Consider the following 14,771-nt stretch of genomic DNA (forward strand, 5'->3'; position numbering starts at 1 on the left):
TGGCGGGGTGCTCCTCTCGCGAGAATGCAAGCGGTACAAGCGTACTGCTATCGGTATCGATTGTGCCCCCGCCCCGGCTCCCGCGACACCGCCCTGAGACGAAAACGCCCACCCGACCACCCGGCGGGAGATCACCTTCTAGGCTCGCGGGGTCCACGATCACGGGGAGGCGGCATTGTCGACAGGACCCACGCACGCCATGAGCGGACTGGCCGCCTGGGCGGCGGTGACCGCGCTCGCGGACCAGCACCTCATCGGACAGCTGTCCCCGAAGACGTGGGTCGTCGGCGCCACGCTCGCGTCCGGTGCCGCTCTACTACCCGACATCGACCATCCCAAATCCACCGTGGCCAGCACTTTCGGCTCGCTGTCCCGGGGCGTGTCGGCGATGTTCAGCGGCATCAGCGGGTTCCTGTACCGGCTCACCCGCACCAAGCACGACAGCGACCGGGAGGGCACCCACCGCGGGTTCACCCACACCGTCGTGTTCGCCGTCCTCGCCGGGCTGATCACCACCGCCATCGTGCAGAGCACCAGCTCGATCGCGATCGGCGTGCTCATGTTCACCTTCGCCGGGCTCGCCGTGCGCGGCATCATGCACACCTGGAACCCGCGGCGGGACGCGCTGCTCATCACGGTGGCCTCGCTGGCGCTCACCGTCGCCTGCTGGGCGTGGACCGGTGACCAGGGGACGGAGGCCGCGGCGCTCGGCGTCGCGGTGATCCTGGGCTGCGTCATGCACTTCCTCGGCGACGCCATCACCGAGCAGGGCTGCCCGATGCTGTGGCCGATCCCGCTGGACGGCCAGACCTGGTACCCGGTGGCGCCGCCGAAGACGATGCGGATGCGCACCGGGGGCAAGGTCGAGATGGTGCTGGTCGGCCCCGCCCTGACGATCGTCGCGGTGGTGCTGGGCGCGGTGGTGCTCTACCGGGTCGGCGCCGCCCCGTGGATCGCGACGCTGGACCTGCCGCCGGAGATCATGAAGTGGTTGACCCCGCGACCCTGAACCCCGTTGCGCCGAGCGCGTGAAGTGACGCAAAACGCCCACCACGGCACGAGTCGCTCGATAGGGTGAAGAGCAGGTGGCGCGCGGGCGCCGACGAACCGCGGGGGAGATCGATGCGAGCCGGTCGGCAGCTCATGGTCCTGGCGGCGCTGGTGCTGCCGGTGCTCGCCGGGTGTGGGGAGCTCCAGGAAGGCCAGGAACGGCTGGGTCAGGCCCAGCGGGGACTGGACAAGGCCGGCGCCTGCATGGACGCGGTCGACGCGGCGGGCTACACCCCGAACCTCGCCGACCTGGACCGGGCGCAGGACGACGCCCGCGCCAAGGCCGACGAGATCAGCGCGCTCGCGCAGCGCGTGGGCGACGCGGACCTGCAGGACCGGCTGCTCGACGTGCAGGCCTCCCTGGACCAGGTCGCCACCGGCCAGATCACCCTGCAGAACGGGCTCAACTGGTCGCAGCAGCACCTGGAGAAGACCGCCGCCGTCGCCGACGCCTGCGCCGACATCACCGGATGATCGCGCAGGTCAGCGACCTGCGAACCGCGCCTCCCCGGCCCTAGCCTGGACGTGGAGGTGAGCGTGATGCGAGCGACCATCGGCGATCAACTGCACGTGCACAGCCGGACGGTCGAGGAGACCGACCGCACCGGGCTGATCCTGGAGGTGCGCGGCACGGCGGGCGCCCCGCCGTACCTGGTGCGCTTCGACGACGGGCACGAGCGGCTCGTCTACCCGGGTCCCGACTGCATCGTCGAACCGCGGCGCGTGCCGGAGGCCTGACCGCGGACGGGTGCCGTCCGGTGCGCGGGCGGCACCTACCAGGGCTCGGCGAGCAGCGCGTCGAGCTCCGCGCGGAACAGCAGTTCGGGATCGACTCCGGTCCCGGCGAACTGCCCTTGCACCTCCAGGCTGATGAGTCCGTGCAGCCGGGTCCAGGCCAGCACCCCGCGCCGCAGCGCGGCGGGCGGCGCCGGTTCCCCTCCCGCCCGCTCGGCGCGCCACGCGGTGAGCTGCCGGTCGAGCGCGGTTCGGCTCGGCGGCAGGTCGGCGGGCGCGAGCTCCGCGAACACGCTCAGCAGCGGCCGCATCCCGCGGTCGGCGAGGTCGTAGGTCTCCTCCGGCGCCGCGTAGCCGGGCACCGGGGTGCCGAACAGCAGCAGGTAGCGGTGCGGCTGGGCCAGCGCCCACCCGCGCCACTCCAGCGCGATCTCCCGCAACCGCCCCGCGGGCGCCTTCTTCCGATGCCGCTCGGCGGCCCCCTCCACCGCTTCGGCCAGGTCCCGGAAGGCGTCGACGATCAGGGCGCTGAGCAGCGCGTCCCGGTTCGCGAAGTAGCGGTACAGGGCGGGGCCGGTGACCCCCATGCGCTTCGCGATGGCGTTCACGGAGATGCCCGCCGGGCCGGATTCGGCGAGCTGCTCCAGCGCGACCTGCTTCGCCTCGGTCCGGTTCTGGTCCCGGTAGCGCTCCCGCGGACTGCGGACCTGCTCGGCCATGCGCTCTCCCCTCCGGATTGACAAGGCGATCGTAACAGGTGCACTCTTTTGTTAGAACTTCTAACACCCGCTAATGCTTGTCACTCAGGAGTGGACCATGGACGAGAACACCGGCCGCGAACTCGTGCTCACCGGGATCGGCGCGCCAGAAGACGTCTTGACCAGCAGGAACACCCGCCGTTCGCACCCCGGCCGAGGGCGGGTGCTGGTCCGGGTCGAGGCGACCGGAGTCTCGTTCGCCGAAGTGCAGATGCTGTCCGGGCGCTATCCGATGCAACCCGCCTTCCCCTTCGTGCCGGGATACGACCTCGTCGGCGAGGTCGTCGCCGTCGGCGCGGGGGTCACCTCGTGCCGACCCGGGCAGCGGATCGCCGCGATGCCGCGCACCGGCGCGTGGTCCGACTACGCGGAGATCGCCGCGAACTCCGCGGTCGTCGTCCCGGACGGGGTGCCCGCCGACGAGGCCGTCGCGCTGATCACCAACGGCGTCACCGCGTGGCAACTGCTGCACCGCAGCACCCGGGTCCGGAGCGGAGACGTGGTGCTCGTGCACGGTGCGGGCGGCGGCGTCGGCGCCACGCTGCTGCAGCTGTGCCGGCTCGCCGGGATCCGCGCCATCGGCACCGCCTCCGGCCACCGGCACGACGCGCTGCGCGAACTCGGCGCGGACCTGGTCGACCACCGCACCGAGGACGTCGCCCGGCGAGTGCGCGAACTCGCGCCCGGCGGGGTGCACGCCGTGTTCGACCCGATCGGCCTCGACAGCCTCCGTCGTTCCTGGGAACTCCTGGCACCGGGGGGAAAGCTGGTCAGCTACGGCAGCGCGGACACGATCGACGAGACCTCCGCGTCGTGGCGACCGCACCTGGACATCGCGCGGCAGCTCGCCGGGTGGGAGGTGCGGCGCCGCCTCGGCCGCACCGGCGGCCGGAGCGCGAGCATGTACTACGTGCGGCCCGACGGCCGGTACCGCGCGGACCTCGGCGGACTGCTGCGGCTGCTCGCCGGCGGTGAGCTGCACCCGCTGATCTCGCACCGCATTCCGCTGTCGGACGCCGCGCACGCCCTCGACCTGCACCGATCGGGGAAGTCCACCGGCAAGATCGTGCTGCTGCCGTGAGCGCGGGCCTGCCGCCACCGCCGTGCGGATCACGAAAAGGCGGCAGGTTCACCGGCCGCCCGGCACCCCTGATTAGGGTGGGCGCGGCGTGACGTCAGGTGAGGAGGCGGTGACGAGTTGGACGACGACCAGGCCACCGAGATCCCTGCCGACCTCTCCGAGCTGCTCGCCAGGGCCTCCGGAATCGCCCCCTCCGTCCCGCTCCCCGACGGCGAACTGCTCACCGAGCAGTCCACCCGCGCCACCGGGGACGAGCCGCCGCTGTGCTGGATCAGCTTCGACCGGCCCGCGCCGCGGCTGCTCGGGGCGCTGCGCGCCGACCACCGGCGCACCGGGCTGTGGCCGCTGCTGCTGTGCGACGACACCGAGACCTACGGCAGCCGGTGCACCGTCGGCGTCGTGCCCCCGGAACCGCTGGAGCACATCGACCTGTGGCGGGCCGAGGACGTGATGCTGCGGATCTGGGACGGGCTGTGCCGGGCCGACGACGACCTCGGACCCGCCTACGACATGGATTCGCTGGCGCCGTTCGACTCGAACTGCCCCGAGCTGGCGCCCGCCGGGAACCTGCTGGCCGACGCGGACATCCTCGCCAACCAGCAGGCCGCCCGGTTCGTCGACGAGGACACGCGGCTCGGGCTGGTGCCGGTGCGGCGCGGGGCCGACGCGCTCACCGTGCTCGGCTGGTCCGGGGCGTCGAACCACGTGTCCCGCACCGCGGGCATGTCCGCGCTGCTGCGCAGCTGGGAGGACCGGTTCGGGGCGCGGCTGCTGCGGCTCGGCCCGGACCGGCTGGACGTGAGCGTCGCGGCGCCGCCGCAGGACCCGGCGCACGCCACCGCGGTGGCCGCGGAGCACTGGGCGTTCTGCCCGGACCGGGTGCTGCAGGACGCGGGCAGCATCGCCTCCTACGCCCGGGAGATCCGCGGCCGCCGCACCTGGTCCTTCTGGTGGGAGTGAGCGGGCCCGCCCCGCCTTCGTCCGGTCGGCGGCGAAGCCGCTGAGCAGCGACCACCCGAGCAACGGGACCACCAGCGGGTTTCGCGCGAGTCCCCTCGTGGCGGAGCCGCTCGGGAGGAAGATCCCGCCACCGCACCCCTCCGCGAGGCGAGCGGAAGATCGACCTCAGAAGTCCAGCGGGCCGCCGACGATGGTGACGGCCACGGCGAGCAGGACGAAGCCGAACCCGCCGTAGAGGATCAGGTCCACCTTCCGGGAGCGGACCGCGATCAGCCCCACCTGCTCGCGGGACAAGAACGCCCGCGCGGCCGCCGCCAGCAGCAGCGCGAGGCTCAGCAGCATCGAGCCCTCCCGCCACGCGTGCATCGCGATCCGCAGGAACCCGATCGCCGCGACCAGCAGCACCAGCGCGAACGGCACGTGCACCGCCCACTTCGCCCGGTCCCCGAAGCGTTCGTTCATGCCGGCCTCCCACGCTTGCCCGAACTGCCGGGTCATCGTAGAGCCGAGCCCGCGGGAGCCGTCCGATCCGTCACGCGACATGGCGCTCCGCCGCTTCCACGACGTTGGTGAGCAGCATCGCCCTGGTCATCGGCCCGACCCCGCCGGGGTTCGGGGAGAGGTGGCCCGCGACCTCGGCGACGTCGGGGTGCACGTCCCCGGCGACGCCGTCCTCGGTGCGGGTGACGCCGACGTCGAGCACCGCGGCGCCCGGTTTCACCATGTCGGGGGTGATCAGGTTCGGGCGCCCGGCGGCGGCGACCACGACGTCGGCGGTGCGGACCAGATCGGCCAGGTCGCGGGTGCCGGTGTGGCAGAGGGTCGTGGTGGCGTTCTCGTCGCGGCGGGTCAGCAGCAGGCCCAGCGGGCGGCCGACGGTGATGCCGCGGCCGACGACGGCGACGTGCGCGCCGTCCAGCGGCACGTCGTGGCGGCGCAGCAGTTCCACGATGCCGCGCGGGGTGCACGGCAGCGGCGCGGGTTCGCCGAGCACGAGGCGGCCGAGGCTGATCGGGTGCAGCCCGTCGGCGTCCTTGTCGGGGGCGACGCGCTCCAGCAGCGGACCGGCGTCGAGGTGCGCGGGCAGCGGCAGCTGCACGATGTAGCCGGTGCAGGCCGGGTCGGCGTTGAGCTCGTCGAGCACCGCCTCCAGGTCGGCCTGGGTCCTGTCGGCGGGCAGGTCGCGGCGCAGCGAGGCGATGCCGACCTTCGCGCAGTCGTTGTGCTTGCCGCGCACGTACGACTGGGAACCCGGGTCGTCGCCGACCAGCACGGTCCCCAGCCCGGGGGTGGCGCCGCGCGCGGCGAGCGCGGCGACGCGGCCGCGCAGCTCCTCGTAGATCGCGTTCTTGGTGGCCTTGCCGTCCAGGATCGTGGCGCTCACGGTTGTTCATCGTGGCAGACGCGGGCCCGGCGGGTCCGGCGGGATCATGCTCGGGCGAACCGGTCCGGCAGCGAGGCGACGGCGACCGCGACGAAGGTGAGCGCGACGCCGACGACCGTGGTCAGCGGCACGCCGGTGCCGGGTGCGGGCACCAGCAGGTCCAGCAGCAGCGCCCCGAACAGCTGCCCGGCGACCATGCCCATGCTCAGCACCAGCACCCCGGTGCGGTGCACCAGCGCGGCCGCACCGCCGATCACGAAGATGCCGAGCACTCCGCCGAGGTACAGCCACGGCTGCGGCGGCAGCGGGCCGGGCAGGCCGCGCACCGCGACCTCCACCAGCCAGGCCAGCAGCAGTCCCGTCGCCCCCACCCCGAAATTGATCACCGCGGCGGAGGCGGGCGACCCGGCGGTCTGCTTCACCCGGCCGTTCACCGCCTGCTGCCAGGCCACGCCGATCCCGGCGAGCGCGGGCACCAGGATCAGCCAGCTCGCGCCGGACCCGGTCAGCTCCTCCCACACCGCGACCAGCACGGCGACCACCGCGAGCGCCGCCCCGACCACGCGCGGCGCCGTCACCCGCTGCGGCCCGGCGGGCCCGAGCCCGATCCGGTCCACGACGAGCCCGCTGCCGACCTGCCCGGCGACGACGGCGACGGTGAACAGCGCGACGCCCAGCGCCGCCGCCGAGAGCCCCTGCCCGAACACGAGGAATCCACCCGCGACGCCGCCGAGGCACTGCCACCAGCGCAGGCCGCCGCCGCGCAGGGCCATCACCACCGCGCGCAGGCCCGCGCGCGCGACGGGCAGGAACGGGGTGGCCAGCAGCAGCACGACCAGCCCGGAGCCGAAGGAGATCAGCGCGGCGCCGAGCCCGTCCCCGAGCTGCGCGCCGAGCGCGCCGTTGAGCCGGGACTGCACCGACAGCACCACCCCGACCAGCACGGCACCGGCCATGCCGAGGGCTCGGCCGCGGGTCGCGGAAGGTTGAGCACTCACGGGACGGGAGTGTCCTCCGGGGAGCGCGCCCGCACGCTCGGATGTGCGGCGAGGCACACCGCGGCCAGCGCCAACGCGGTCCCCGCCGCCGCGGCCGCCGCGGGCCCGGACGCGTCCAGCAGCGCCCCGGTCAGCGGGGCCGCGAGCGCGGCCCCGGCCATGCCCGCGCTCGCCAGCCAGCCGAACGCCTCCACCCGCCTGCCCTCCGGGGCGAGTTCGCCGACCCGCGCGTTGTTCGCCGCGAACATCGGCGCGATCGCCAGGCCGCCCACCAGCAGCACCGCGCTCACCAGCCACGGCGATCCGGGATCGGCGACCGGCGGCAGCACCGGCACCAGCGCCGCCACCCCCGCGGCCACCAGCGCACCGCGCAGCCACAGCCGGGGTCGCCGCGACGAGGCGCCCAGCAGCAGCCCGCCGATCAGCGATCCGACCGCCCACACCGCGGCCAGGTAGCCCGCCAGCTCCGGGGTGCCGCGGTCCCGCGCCCAGCCGACCATCAGCAGGTCGACCGAGATCACCCCGGCGATCATCAGGCAGGTGAACGCCAGCGCCAGGGCGAACCCGCGGGCGGCGAACAACGGCTCGGCGACGTCCCGCCGCTCCGCCGCGGGCACCGCGCTGATCCCGGCCCGGCGCAGCACGAAGGCGAACACGACCGCCCCGGCCGCGCCGACCACCCCGCACCACACCGTCGCGGTGAACGCGCCCTGCGCGGCGACGACGAACGCGGCGAGTATCGGGGAGATCACGAACAGCAGCTCCTGCGCGGTGGCCTCGACCGCGAACGCGGCCTGCCGGGCCGGGCCGTCCGCGATCCGCACCCACACCGCCCGCCCCACCTGGCCGGCGGGCGGGAACGACAACCCCGTGGCGAACGCCACGGGCACCAGCAACCACCACGACTCCGCGGGCAGCAGGCCGTCCGGCCCGCCAGCAGCGCGATCGCGCCCAGCCCCAGCCCGTAGCCGAAGCCCGTGATCAGCAGCACCCTGCCGGGTCCCGCGCGGTCGGCAGTCCGGCCGCGCAGCGGACCCGCCACGGCCTGACCGACGGTGATCGAGCCGCCGATCACACCACCGGCCGTGTAAGAACCGGTGCGGTCCGCGATCAGGAACGTGAGCACCAAGTTGATCGCCGGTTGGTGCAATCGAGCCAGCAAACCTGCGCCGAGCAGCGCGAACGCATGCGGAACCTGGGCCAACAACAGGTACGGGCGCAGCACGCGGTTCACTGTGCCGGTCGACGTCCGCAACGGCCAGCGATTTTCGTACGGCGGATCACACCTGGTGGTGTGATGTCGCTCCGGACGTCCACAAGGCAGGCTTTGGAGCTCGGAACGACCCACCCGATGATCACCGCCGCGCCCACGGCGCCGAACCACTGCACCGAACTCACCCGGGACGACACACCACGAACGACCCTTCGAGTAGCGTTTTCGCGGGGCGGGGTCGGTGGGCCCGGTTGAGAGGGGGAGGATGTCACCCATGTCGCGTCCGACAGCGATCAGTCCGGAAGAGCAGGAACAGATAGCCCGCAGGATCGGCGTCCTGCTGTTGCAGGCCGCACCTGAGGACTGGCAGCAGATCACGGTCGAGTACCGCGCCACGGGCGAGTACCAGGATCTGCTCGGGGAGGTCGCCGCCCAGGACGGTGGCACCGAACCGTGGGAGCCGCCCGAAGAGCTGTGGGGGATCTTCGAGCACCTGCGGGAAGGCATGTACCGCCCCGACGTGGGTACGTGGCTCAGCGCGCTCTACGTGGTGGAGCGGCCGTCGAGCTACCGCATCGACATCAACTTCGACGCCGAGCCGCAGTGGCAGCGCCCGCTGCCGCGCGCCGCGTACGTCGACGAGCTCCGCCGCTACCCGCGCACCGACGACAACGTGCCGGACTGGATGCGGGAGAAGCTGGACGGCGCGACCGCTCCCGCCGAACCCGCCGCCCAGCCGCCGGAGCCCGCGCAGCAGCAGGCCCCGCAGGCCGCGCAGCAGGAGGCCGCGCCCGCGCTGCCCCGCCGGGACTCGCACCGCGCCGAGCAGCCGCGCGAACCGGAGCCCGCCGCGCTCGCCCCCGAACCCTCCACATCGGACGATTCGGACGCGTACTTCCGGACTGCGCTGGTCTTCGACGACTTCGACGACCAGGGCCGCCCGCTGGTCGCGACCCGCGCGCCCGTTCCCCAGGACGAGGTCGGCGCGCTGCGCCACTACCTGGAGAACGCGCCGATCGTGCTCGCGTCCCGCGACAACGACGACGACCTGCTCGATCCGAACGCCCCCGCCTCGGTGCCCTCGACCTGGCACACCGACGGGACGTGGGTCTGGCCGGGCGCGGTCCCCTACTACCTGATGCAGTACGGCGTGCCGCCGCAGCCGGAACTGGTCGAGCACATCCGCTCGCGCCGCTTCGCGCTCGTCGAGGTGGACGACCGCACCCGCGACGCCGCGGTGCGCGAACTGTTCGACCAGCCCGAGCACGACGACTCCGGGTACGACGAGCAGGCCACCGGCGAGACGCCGCGCGTCGCCGACGACTTCGCGGTGCAGCTGCCCACGCCGTCGGAACCGACCGAGATCGACCGGTCCGGCGACACCTGGCGGGACGAGGCCTCGTTCGAGTCGAGCGGTGCGGTGCTGGGCCGCCGCGAGAAGCCCGCCGAGCAGCCTCCCGCCGAGGAACCGCCGCTGATCACGCACGGCGAGGAGCCCGAGACGGCCTTCGAACCGGGCACCCCGGTGCTCGGTCGCCGCGAGAAGCCCGCCGAGCAGTCCGCACCGGACGCCGGGCTCCCGCTGATCACGCACGACGAGGAACCGGTCGACCAGGCACCCGCCGGGCTCGGCCTGGACGAGGACGCGGCCGAGGAGTCCGGGTCGCGGCACGGCCTCGGCAGCGGCGTCGACGAGGACCTCGACGAGACGCAGGCCGTGCTGGCGCGGCTGCACGACCGGCTCACCGAGCTGGGCGTGGCCGGCGACGAGTACCGCGTCGGCAGCCACTCCCCCGACGCCCGCTGCCTGCTGCGCGACGAGCCCGGCTGGGTCGTCACCGCGGGCGAGGACGACCTGCACGGCGACGTGCACTTCGAGCACGCCGACCAGGCGGCGGCGTTCCTGCTCGGCAGCCTGCTGCTGTCCAGCACCGAACCGCTGCCCGCCGCCGAGGACCAGCGGCGGAGCTCGCTGCCGGAACCGGAGGTCCCGGAGCCCGCTCGCGAGCCGGAAGCCACCGAGCTCGACGGCGCGGACGGGTCCGAGGTGGAGCAGGGCCGTTCGGAGCGGTTCGCCGCGTTCGGCAGCACGCCCGAGTCCTCCGCCGCCGGCCTGTTCACCGACCAGCGGGTGGACGAGGGCGCCGAACTCCCCCAGCGCGGTGACCGCGCGGCCCGGGAGACCGCGGATGCCCGGGCCGAGGCGCCCGCCGCCGAAGCGCAGCCGTTCGAGTCCCAGCCGTTCGAAGCGCAGCCGTTCGAAGCGCAGTCCTTCGAGTCCCAGGGATTCGAAGCGCAGGGCTTCGGCTCGCGGGGCTTCGAGGCGCAGGGCTTCGAGGCCCAGTCCTCCGAGGGGCAGCCCGCCGTCGACGCCGCCGGATCCCAGGTCACCGAGGGCGGGCAGGCCGAGCTCAAGGCGCCGGAGCAGGAGACCGCGGACGGCGCCGACCAGCGCTCCCCCCTCGGCGAGCTGCCGCGGCGCGGCGCACCGGCCGAGCCCGCGCAGCGCCAGCCCGCATCCGGCACCGGCGGGCACTTCCTGTTCACCGCGAACCAGGACTCCGAGCAGGAAGCCGTGGACGAGGGCGGGTTCCAGACCGGGGCACCGGACGCGGAGGCGACCCGCTTCCAGCCGATGCCGAACGTGAACGGCTCGGCGCCGAACGGCTTCGCCCCGAACTCGGCGGCGCAGAACCCTGCGGCGCAGAACCCGGCGGGCCCGAACGCTGCGGCGCAGAACCCGGCAGGGCCGAACCCGGCGCAGCCCCCGGCCCAGCAGAACCCGCAGGCCCAGCAGCCCGGCCCGCAGGGCCCGGCACCGCAGGGCCCGCAGGCCGGTCCCAGTGGCCCGGCGAACCCGCCGCTGCCGCAGCGCGGCCCGCGCCCCGAGCAGGACCAGACGGGACGCCCGGGTGCGCCCGGCCCGCAGGGTCCGCACGGCGGCCCCGGCGCCGCCCCGACCGGGGGCGCCGACCGGCGTCCCGGCCCGTCCGGGCCGGGGATGGCCGGACCGCCGCGGCAGGCACCGGGCCCGCAGGGCCAGGCGCCCGGCGAACCGCAGGGCCGGCCCGGTGGGCCGATCAAGCGCCCGCCGCAGAACGGCCCCGGCGAGCAGCCGCACCCGCCGCAGCAGCAACAGCAGCCGACCGGGAACATCCAGCCGCTGCGCGGCGAACCGCCGTTGACGCTGTACCGGGACCGCCGCAACCTCGTGCTGCAGCCCGGCACCGAGCTGGACCGCTTCGGCGACCCGGCAGGCAACGTGACCTACGCGGTCCACACGCCGTACAACCAGCGGTCGCTGCCGCCGCAGTGGGCCACCCGCGGGTACGCGGCGTTCCGCGTCCAGCGGCCCCTGCAGGCGCTGCGCGGCACCGCGGTGCCGTGGTTCGAGCAGCCCGGCGGGGGCACGGCCTACGTGCTGCCCGGCTCGATCAGCGACCTCGTCGCCGACGGCACCCTCCAGGAGATCGGGGACGCCCAGCGCCCGCCGATGGAGTGAGGCTCAGCGCAGGACCGAGGAACCGGCATCGCCCCCGCGGCGGTGCCGGTTCTTCTTGTCGGCCTCCCGCCCACCCGCGAACAGGCCGGTCAGTCGATGCGGAGGCCCTTGGCCGCGGCGAACGCCAGCGCCGTGTTCACGTCCACCCGTGCGCCCGCCAGCACGCTCTGCGCGAGCCCGTCGGCGTCGACGACCGCGCCGCGCAGGTCGGCCTCCTCGAACCGGGTGCCGAGCAGCCGCGCCCCCATCAGGTCGGCGTCCCGCAGGTCGCAGCGGCGCAGGTCGGCCTCGCTCAGGTTCGCCTCCCGGAACCGGACGCCGCGCAGGTCCAGCCCGCGCAGGTCGGCGCGCCCCATCCCCACCAGGGTCAGGTCCGTCTCCCCCGGCTTCCACTGCCGCAGCCTGCAGTCCACGAAGGACGAACCGAGCAGGCTGCACCCCTCCCACCGGGAATCGCGCAGCACCACCCGGTCGAACCGGCAGGACCGGAACGCGCACGCCCGAATCCGCGACTCGGCGAGATCGGTGCGGGTGAAGGTGCATTCGGTGAACACGCAGTTCCGCGCGCGCAGCAGACCCAGGTCGGCATCGGTGAAATCGCAGTGCGCGAATTCGCGGCCATCCCATTCCGCACCGGTCAGCACCGCGTCGGAGAAGTCCTCGCCGATGGCGCGCAGATCCTCTGGCATACCGCTCAGCTTCGCAGAAAGCACCGACCGCGCCGGCGGCACCCGGCTGCCGGGACCACGGCGGGAGTGTGCACCGAGCTGCTCAGCTCGGCGGTTGCAACCCCGGCAACCTGCCTGATCCGCCGCAGTGCGGGCAGCTGCGCCACTCGCCCATCGACATGCCCGTCTCGGTCTCCCGGGTGGCCTGGATCGCGTACAACCGCGGTTCGCTCACCTTCCGGAAACCGGCGCAGGTGAAGCACACGGTGTTCGGCCCTTCCTCGAATCCGGGCCCGTCCTCGCTCATGCCCGCCATCCTCACACGGATGGGCCGGTGGTGACGCCCGATCAACGCGCTCATTCGCACATCCACCATTCGGCGGAATCGGCACCACTAACAGCGAAACGATCGCATTTTCAATTAATAGCGGTGACGATGATCAGGGGACCACGACGACCGGTCGCACCGCTTCCACCACCAACGTCGCGGGCACCGTGCCCAGCAGGCCGCCGCGGCGCCGGGACCGGCCCACCACGATCAGGTCGGCCCGGTACTGCTCGGCCACCTGCTCCAGGCCCACGGCCGGATCACCGCGGTGGTGCACGAAGTCCCAGTCGATGTCGATGTAGCGCAGGTGCGCCACGACCTCCTTCTTCAACTCCTCGACGAGGCTCTCGGCGGCTTCGCTGGCCACCGCCACCCCCATCGGGGACCAGTAGGCGACGCCGCCCACGGCCTCCACGTAGACCAGGACCAGGCGCGCGCGCTCGCGACGGGCCAGTCCCGCCGCCCACGAGGCGGCGTGGAAGCTCGCGGGGCTGCCGTCCATGCCCACGACGATGCCGCCCAGCCCGTCTTTCCCGATCTCGAACTCGCGCTCGATCTTGTCGCCCTCGGCCACGCCGGAATGGTAGTAGCAGCCCTTCAGCCGCTGACGACCATGCGCCACACTCGGGTCGTGACCACCTCGCGCAGCGGCACTGAGCACCGCGAACCCGCCCGCACCGACCTCGAACGGGCCGCGCTGGACGCCGTCGACCTCGACGGGGTGCTGCGGGACCTGCGCGAGCTCGTCGCCATCCCCAGCGTCGGCGGCACCCGCGGCGAGCAGGACGCGCAGCAGTGGTGCGCCGACCGGCTCCGCGGGCTCGGGCACCGGGTGGACCACTGGCGCATCGACCTCGACGACCTCGCCGCGCAGCCCGGGTTCCCCGGGCAGGAGGTCGAGCGGGACGTGGCGCACGGCTGCGTCGGCGTCGCAGGCGACGGGGAACCGGCGCTGGTGTTCTGCGGGCACACCGACGTGGTGCCGCCCGGCGACCTGGACCGCTGGCCGGACCGCGACCCGTACGCGCTGCGCGTGCACGACGGCGTCGCCGCCGGGCGCGGCACCTGCGACATGAAGGGCGGCATCGCGGCGTTCCTCGGCGCCCTGGAGGCGCTGCGCACCGCGGGCATCCCGCTGCGGCGGCCGGTCGGGGTGCACGCGGTCGTCGGCGAGGAGGACGGCGGGCTCGGCGCCTTCGCGACGCTGCGCCGCGGGCACCGGGCGCAGGCCGTCGTGCTCGCCGAACCCAGCGGCGGCGACGTCGTCGCCGCCAACGGCGGCTCGCTCACCTTCCGGCTGGAGGTGCCCGGGCAGAGCACGCACGGCTCCACCCGGCTGCGCGGGGTGAACGCCGTCGACGGGCTCGCCGCGCTGCTGCCCGCGCTGCGGGAACTGGAGGCGGAGCGCAACGCCGACCCGGACCCGCTGGTCGCGCACCTGGACCTGCCGTACCCGCTGTCGGTCGGCGTGGTGCGCGCCGGGGACTGGGCCAGCACGGTCCCCGACCTCGCCGTCGCCGAAGGCCGGTACGGGGTGCGGCTGGACGAGGACCTCGACACCGCGAAAGCGCAGTTCACCGCGGCCGTCTCCGCAGCCTGCGCCGTCGACCCGTGGCTCGCCGAGCACCCGGTGCGGGTCAGCTGGCCCGGCGGCGTGTTCGCCTCCGGCCGGCTGCCGCAGGGGCATCCGCTGCTGGCCGAGACCCGCGGCGCGATCCGCGACGCCGGTGGCGCGGAGCCACGGGTGCTCGGCGCCCCGTACGGCACCGACCTGCGGCTGTACGCGGCCGCCGGGGTGCCGACGCTGCAGTACGGGCCCGGCGACATCCGCTACGCGCACGCGCACGACGAGCACGTCCCGCTCGCCGACCTGGAGCAGGCGGTCCGCAGCTACGTGCTGCTCGCCCTCCGCCACTGCGAACCGGCCGGCTGAGCAACGCACCCGCCCCGGGTCGGACACGTCACCACCTGTTCCTCCCGGCGGGCCGTGCCGTCTTCCTGTCAGCGGCGAAGCCGCTGAGCGGAGACCACGCACGCAGCAGGACCACCCGCGGGTTCTCAGCGGGATTCTCGCGAGGACAGCGTTTTCGCCTG

At 74.1% G+C, this 14,771-nt stretch carries 15 protein-coding genes; 7 read left to right on the top strand and 8 right to left on the bottom strand.

The genetic code is table 11. The features are described 5' to 3' along the window. Positions 1 to 175 precede the first annotated feature (175 nt). The 3 genes from ABZ805_RS17445 to ABZ805_RS17455 all read left to right on the top strand — a co-directional run bounded on the left by ABZ805_RS17445 (position 176) and on the right by ABZ805_RS17455 (position 1,788). Positions 176 to 1,009, top strand: a complete 834-nt coding sequence (locus ABZ805_RS17445) for a metal-dependent hydrolase (RefSeq protein WP_358440931.1) — start codon at positions 176 to 178, stop codon at positions 1,007 to 1,009. A 113-nt stretch (positions 1,010 to 1,122) separates the two neighbouring features. Next, positions 1,123 to 1,524: a hypothetical protein gene (locus tag ABZ805_RS17450; protein WP_358440934.1), complete on the top strand. Its 402-nt coding sequence runs from the start codon at positions 1,123 to 1,125 to the stop codon at positions 1,522 to 1,524. A gap of 66 nt (positions 1,525 to 1,590) precedes the next feature. Then, the gene (locus tag ABZ805_RS17455; RefSeq protein ID WP_358440936.1) at positions 1,591 to 1,788 is read left to right on the top strand and encodes a DUF1918 domain-containing protein; all 198 of its coding nucleotides are present in this window, start codon (positions 1,591 to 1,593) and stop codon (positions 1,786 to 1,788) included. A gap of 35 nt (positions 1,789 to 1,823) precedes the next feature. Here the strand turns inward: ABZ805_RS17455 and ABZ805_RS17460 are convergent, their stop codons facing one another. Further along, positions 1,824 to 2,504 carry a TetR/AcrR family transcriptional regulator gene (locus ABZ805_RS17460; protein WP_358440939.1) on the bottom strand — a complete coding sequence of 227 codons (681 nt, stop codon included), beginning with the start codon at positions 2,502 to 2,504 and terminating at the stop codon, positions 1,824 to 1,826. Positions 2,505 to 2,601: 97 nt separating this feature from the next. On the opposite strand from ABZ805_RS17460, the gene ABZ805_RS17465 reads away from it, so the two are divergent. Both ABZ805_RS17465 and ABZ805_RS17470 read left to right on the top strand, forming a co-directional pair. Further along, entirely contained in the window at positions 2,602 to 3,624 is a 1,023-nt protein-coding gene (locus ABZ805_RS17465) for a zinc-binding dehydrogenase (RefSeq protein WP_358440942.1), read from the top strand. A gap of 117 nt (positions 3,625 to 3,741) precedes the next feature. Beyond that, positions 3,742 to 4,584 carry a DUF4253 domain-containing protein gene (locus tag ABZ805_RS17470; RefSeq protein ID WP_358440945.1) on the top strand — a complete coding sequence of 281 codons (843 nt, stop codon included), beginning with the start codon at positions 3,742 to 3,744 and terminating at the stop codon, positions 4,582 to 4,584. Positions 4,585 to 4,749: 165 nt separating this feature from the next. On the opposite strand, the gene ABZ805_RS17475 is transcribed toward ABZ805_RS17470, so the two are convergent. From ABZ805_RS17475 to ABZ805_RS17490, 4 genes are all read right to left on the bottom strand, one after another. Next, a complete protein-coding gene (locus ABZ805_RS17475) occupies positions 4,750 to 5,046 on the bottom strand; it encodes a DUF3017 domain-containing protein (RefSeq protein WP_358440948.1) in 297 nt (98 codons plus the stop codon). A gap of 70 nt (positions 5,047 to 5,116) precedes the next feature. Beyond that, on the bottom strand, positions 5,117 to 5,968 hold the full coding sequence (locus ABZ805_RS17480; protein ID WP_358440951.1) for a bifunctional methylenetetrahydrofolate dehydrogenase/methenyltetrahydrofolate cyclohydrolase: 852 nt from the start codon (positions 5,966 to 5,968) through the stop codon (positions 5,117 to 5,119). Positions 5,969 to 6,012: 44 nt separating this feature from the next. Beyond that, positions 6,013 to 6,966 carry a DMT family transporter gene (locus ABZ805_RS17485; RefSeq protein ID WP_358440953.1) on the bottom strand — a complete coding sequence of 318 codons (954 nt, stop codon included), beginning with the start codon at positions 6,964 to 6,966 and terminating at the stop codon, positions 6,013 to 6,015. Then, complete coding sequence (locus tag ABZ805_RS17490) at positions 6,963 to 7,856, bottom strand: MFS transporter (RefSeq protein WP_358440956.1); 894 nt, start codon at positions 7,854 to 7,856, stop codon at positions 6,963 to 6,965. Before ABZ805_RS17490 ends, ABZ805_RS17485 begins: the two co-directional genes overlap by 4 nt. A 597-nt stretch (positions 7,857 to 8,453) precedes the next feature. On the opposite strand from ABZ805_RS17490, the gene ABZ805_RS17495 reads away from it, so the two are divergent. Then, positions 8,454 to 11,681 carry a glycohydrolase toxin TNT-related protein gene (locus tag ABZ805_RS17495; RefSeq protein ID WP_358440958.1) on the top strand — a complete coding sequence of 1,076 codons (3,228 nt, stop codon included), beginning with the start codon at positions 8,454 to 8,456 and terminating at the stop codon, positions 11,679 to 11,681. A gap of 89 nt (positions 11,682 to 11,770) precedes the next feature. Here the strand turns inward: ABZ805_RS17495 and ABZ805_RS17500 are convergent, their stop codons facing one another. From ABZ805_RS17500 to ABZ805_RS17510, 3 genes are all read right to left on the bottom strand, one after another. Next, on the bottom strand, positions 11,771 to 12,370 hold the full coding sequence (locus ABZ805_RS17500) for a pentapeptide repeat-containing protein (RefSeq protein ID WP_358440961.1): 600 nt from the start codon (positions 12,368 to 12,370) through the stop codon (positions 11,771 to 11,773). A gap of 82 nt (positions 12,371 to 12,452) precedes the next feature. Continuing rightward, positions 12,453 to 12,656, bottom strand: coding sequence for a hypothetical protein (locus ABZ805_RS17505; protein ID WP_224957946.1), 204 nt, complete (start codon positions 12,654 to 12,656; stop codon positions 12,453 to 12,455). A gap of 133 nt (positions 12,657 to 12,789) precedes the next feature. Beyond that, positions 12,790 to 13,251 (bottom strand): universal stress protein, encoded by a 462-nt coding sequence (locus tag ABZ805_RS17510; RefSeq protein ID WP_224957948.1) that lies wholly within the window; start codon positions 13,249 to 13,251, stop codon positions 12,790 to 12,792. Between the two features lie 57 nt (positions 13,252 to 13,308). Here ABZ805_RS17510 and ABZ805_RS17515 point away from each other — a divergent pair, with 57 nt between their 5' ends. Next, positions 13,309 to 14,610 (top strand): ArgE/DapE family deacylase, encoded by a 1,302-nt coding sequence (locus ABZ805_RS17515; RefSeq protein ID WP_358440964.1) that lies wholly within the window; start codon positions 13,309 to 13,311, stop codon positions 14,608 to 14,610. The last annotated feature ends 161 nt before the right edge of the window (positions 14,611 to 14,771 follow it).

The organism is Saccharopolyspora sp. NPDC047091 (genome assembly GCF_040643635.1).
Taxonomy (GTDB): Bacteria; Actinomycetota; Actinomycetes; order Mycobacteriales; family Pseudonocardiaceae; genus Saccharopolyspora_C.

Bases quoted from the DNA above. Each gene is read 5' to 3' on its own strand.
- ABZ805_RS17460 (WP_358440939.1), bottom strand. From the start codon at position 2,504: ATGGCCGAGCAGGTCCGCAGTCCGCGGGAGCGCTACCGGGACCAGAAC.
- ABZ805_RS17455 (WP_358440936.1), top strand. From the start codon at position 1,591: ATGCGAGCGACCATCGGCGATCAACTGCACGTGCACAGCCGGACGGTC.
- ABZ805_RS17505 (WP_224957946.1), bottom strand. From the start codon at position 12,656: ATGAGCGAGGACGGGCCCGGATTCGAGGAAGGGCCGAACACCGTGTGC.
- ABZ805_RS17500 (WP_358440961.1), bottom strand. From the start codon at position 12,370: ATGCCAGAGGATCTGCGCGCCATCGGCGAGGACTTCTCCGACGCGGTG.
- ABZ805_RS17475 (WP_358440948.1), bottom strand. From the start codon at position 5,046: ATGAACGAACGCTTCGGGGACCGGGCGAAGTGGGCGGTGCACGTGCCG.
- ABZ805_RS17450 (WP_358440934.1), top strand. From the start codon at position 1,123: ATGCGAGCCGGTCGGCAGCTCATGGTCCTGGCGGCGCTGGTGCTGCCG.
- ABZ805_RS17495 (WP_358440958.1), top strand. From the start codon at position 8,454: ATGTCGCGTCCGACAGCGATCAGTCCGGAAGAGCAGGAACAGATAGCC.
- ABZ805_RS17465 (WP_358440942.1), top strand. From the start codon at position 2,602: ATGGACGAGAACACCGGCCGCGAACTCGTGCTCACCGGGATCGGCGCG.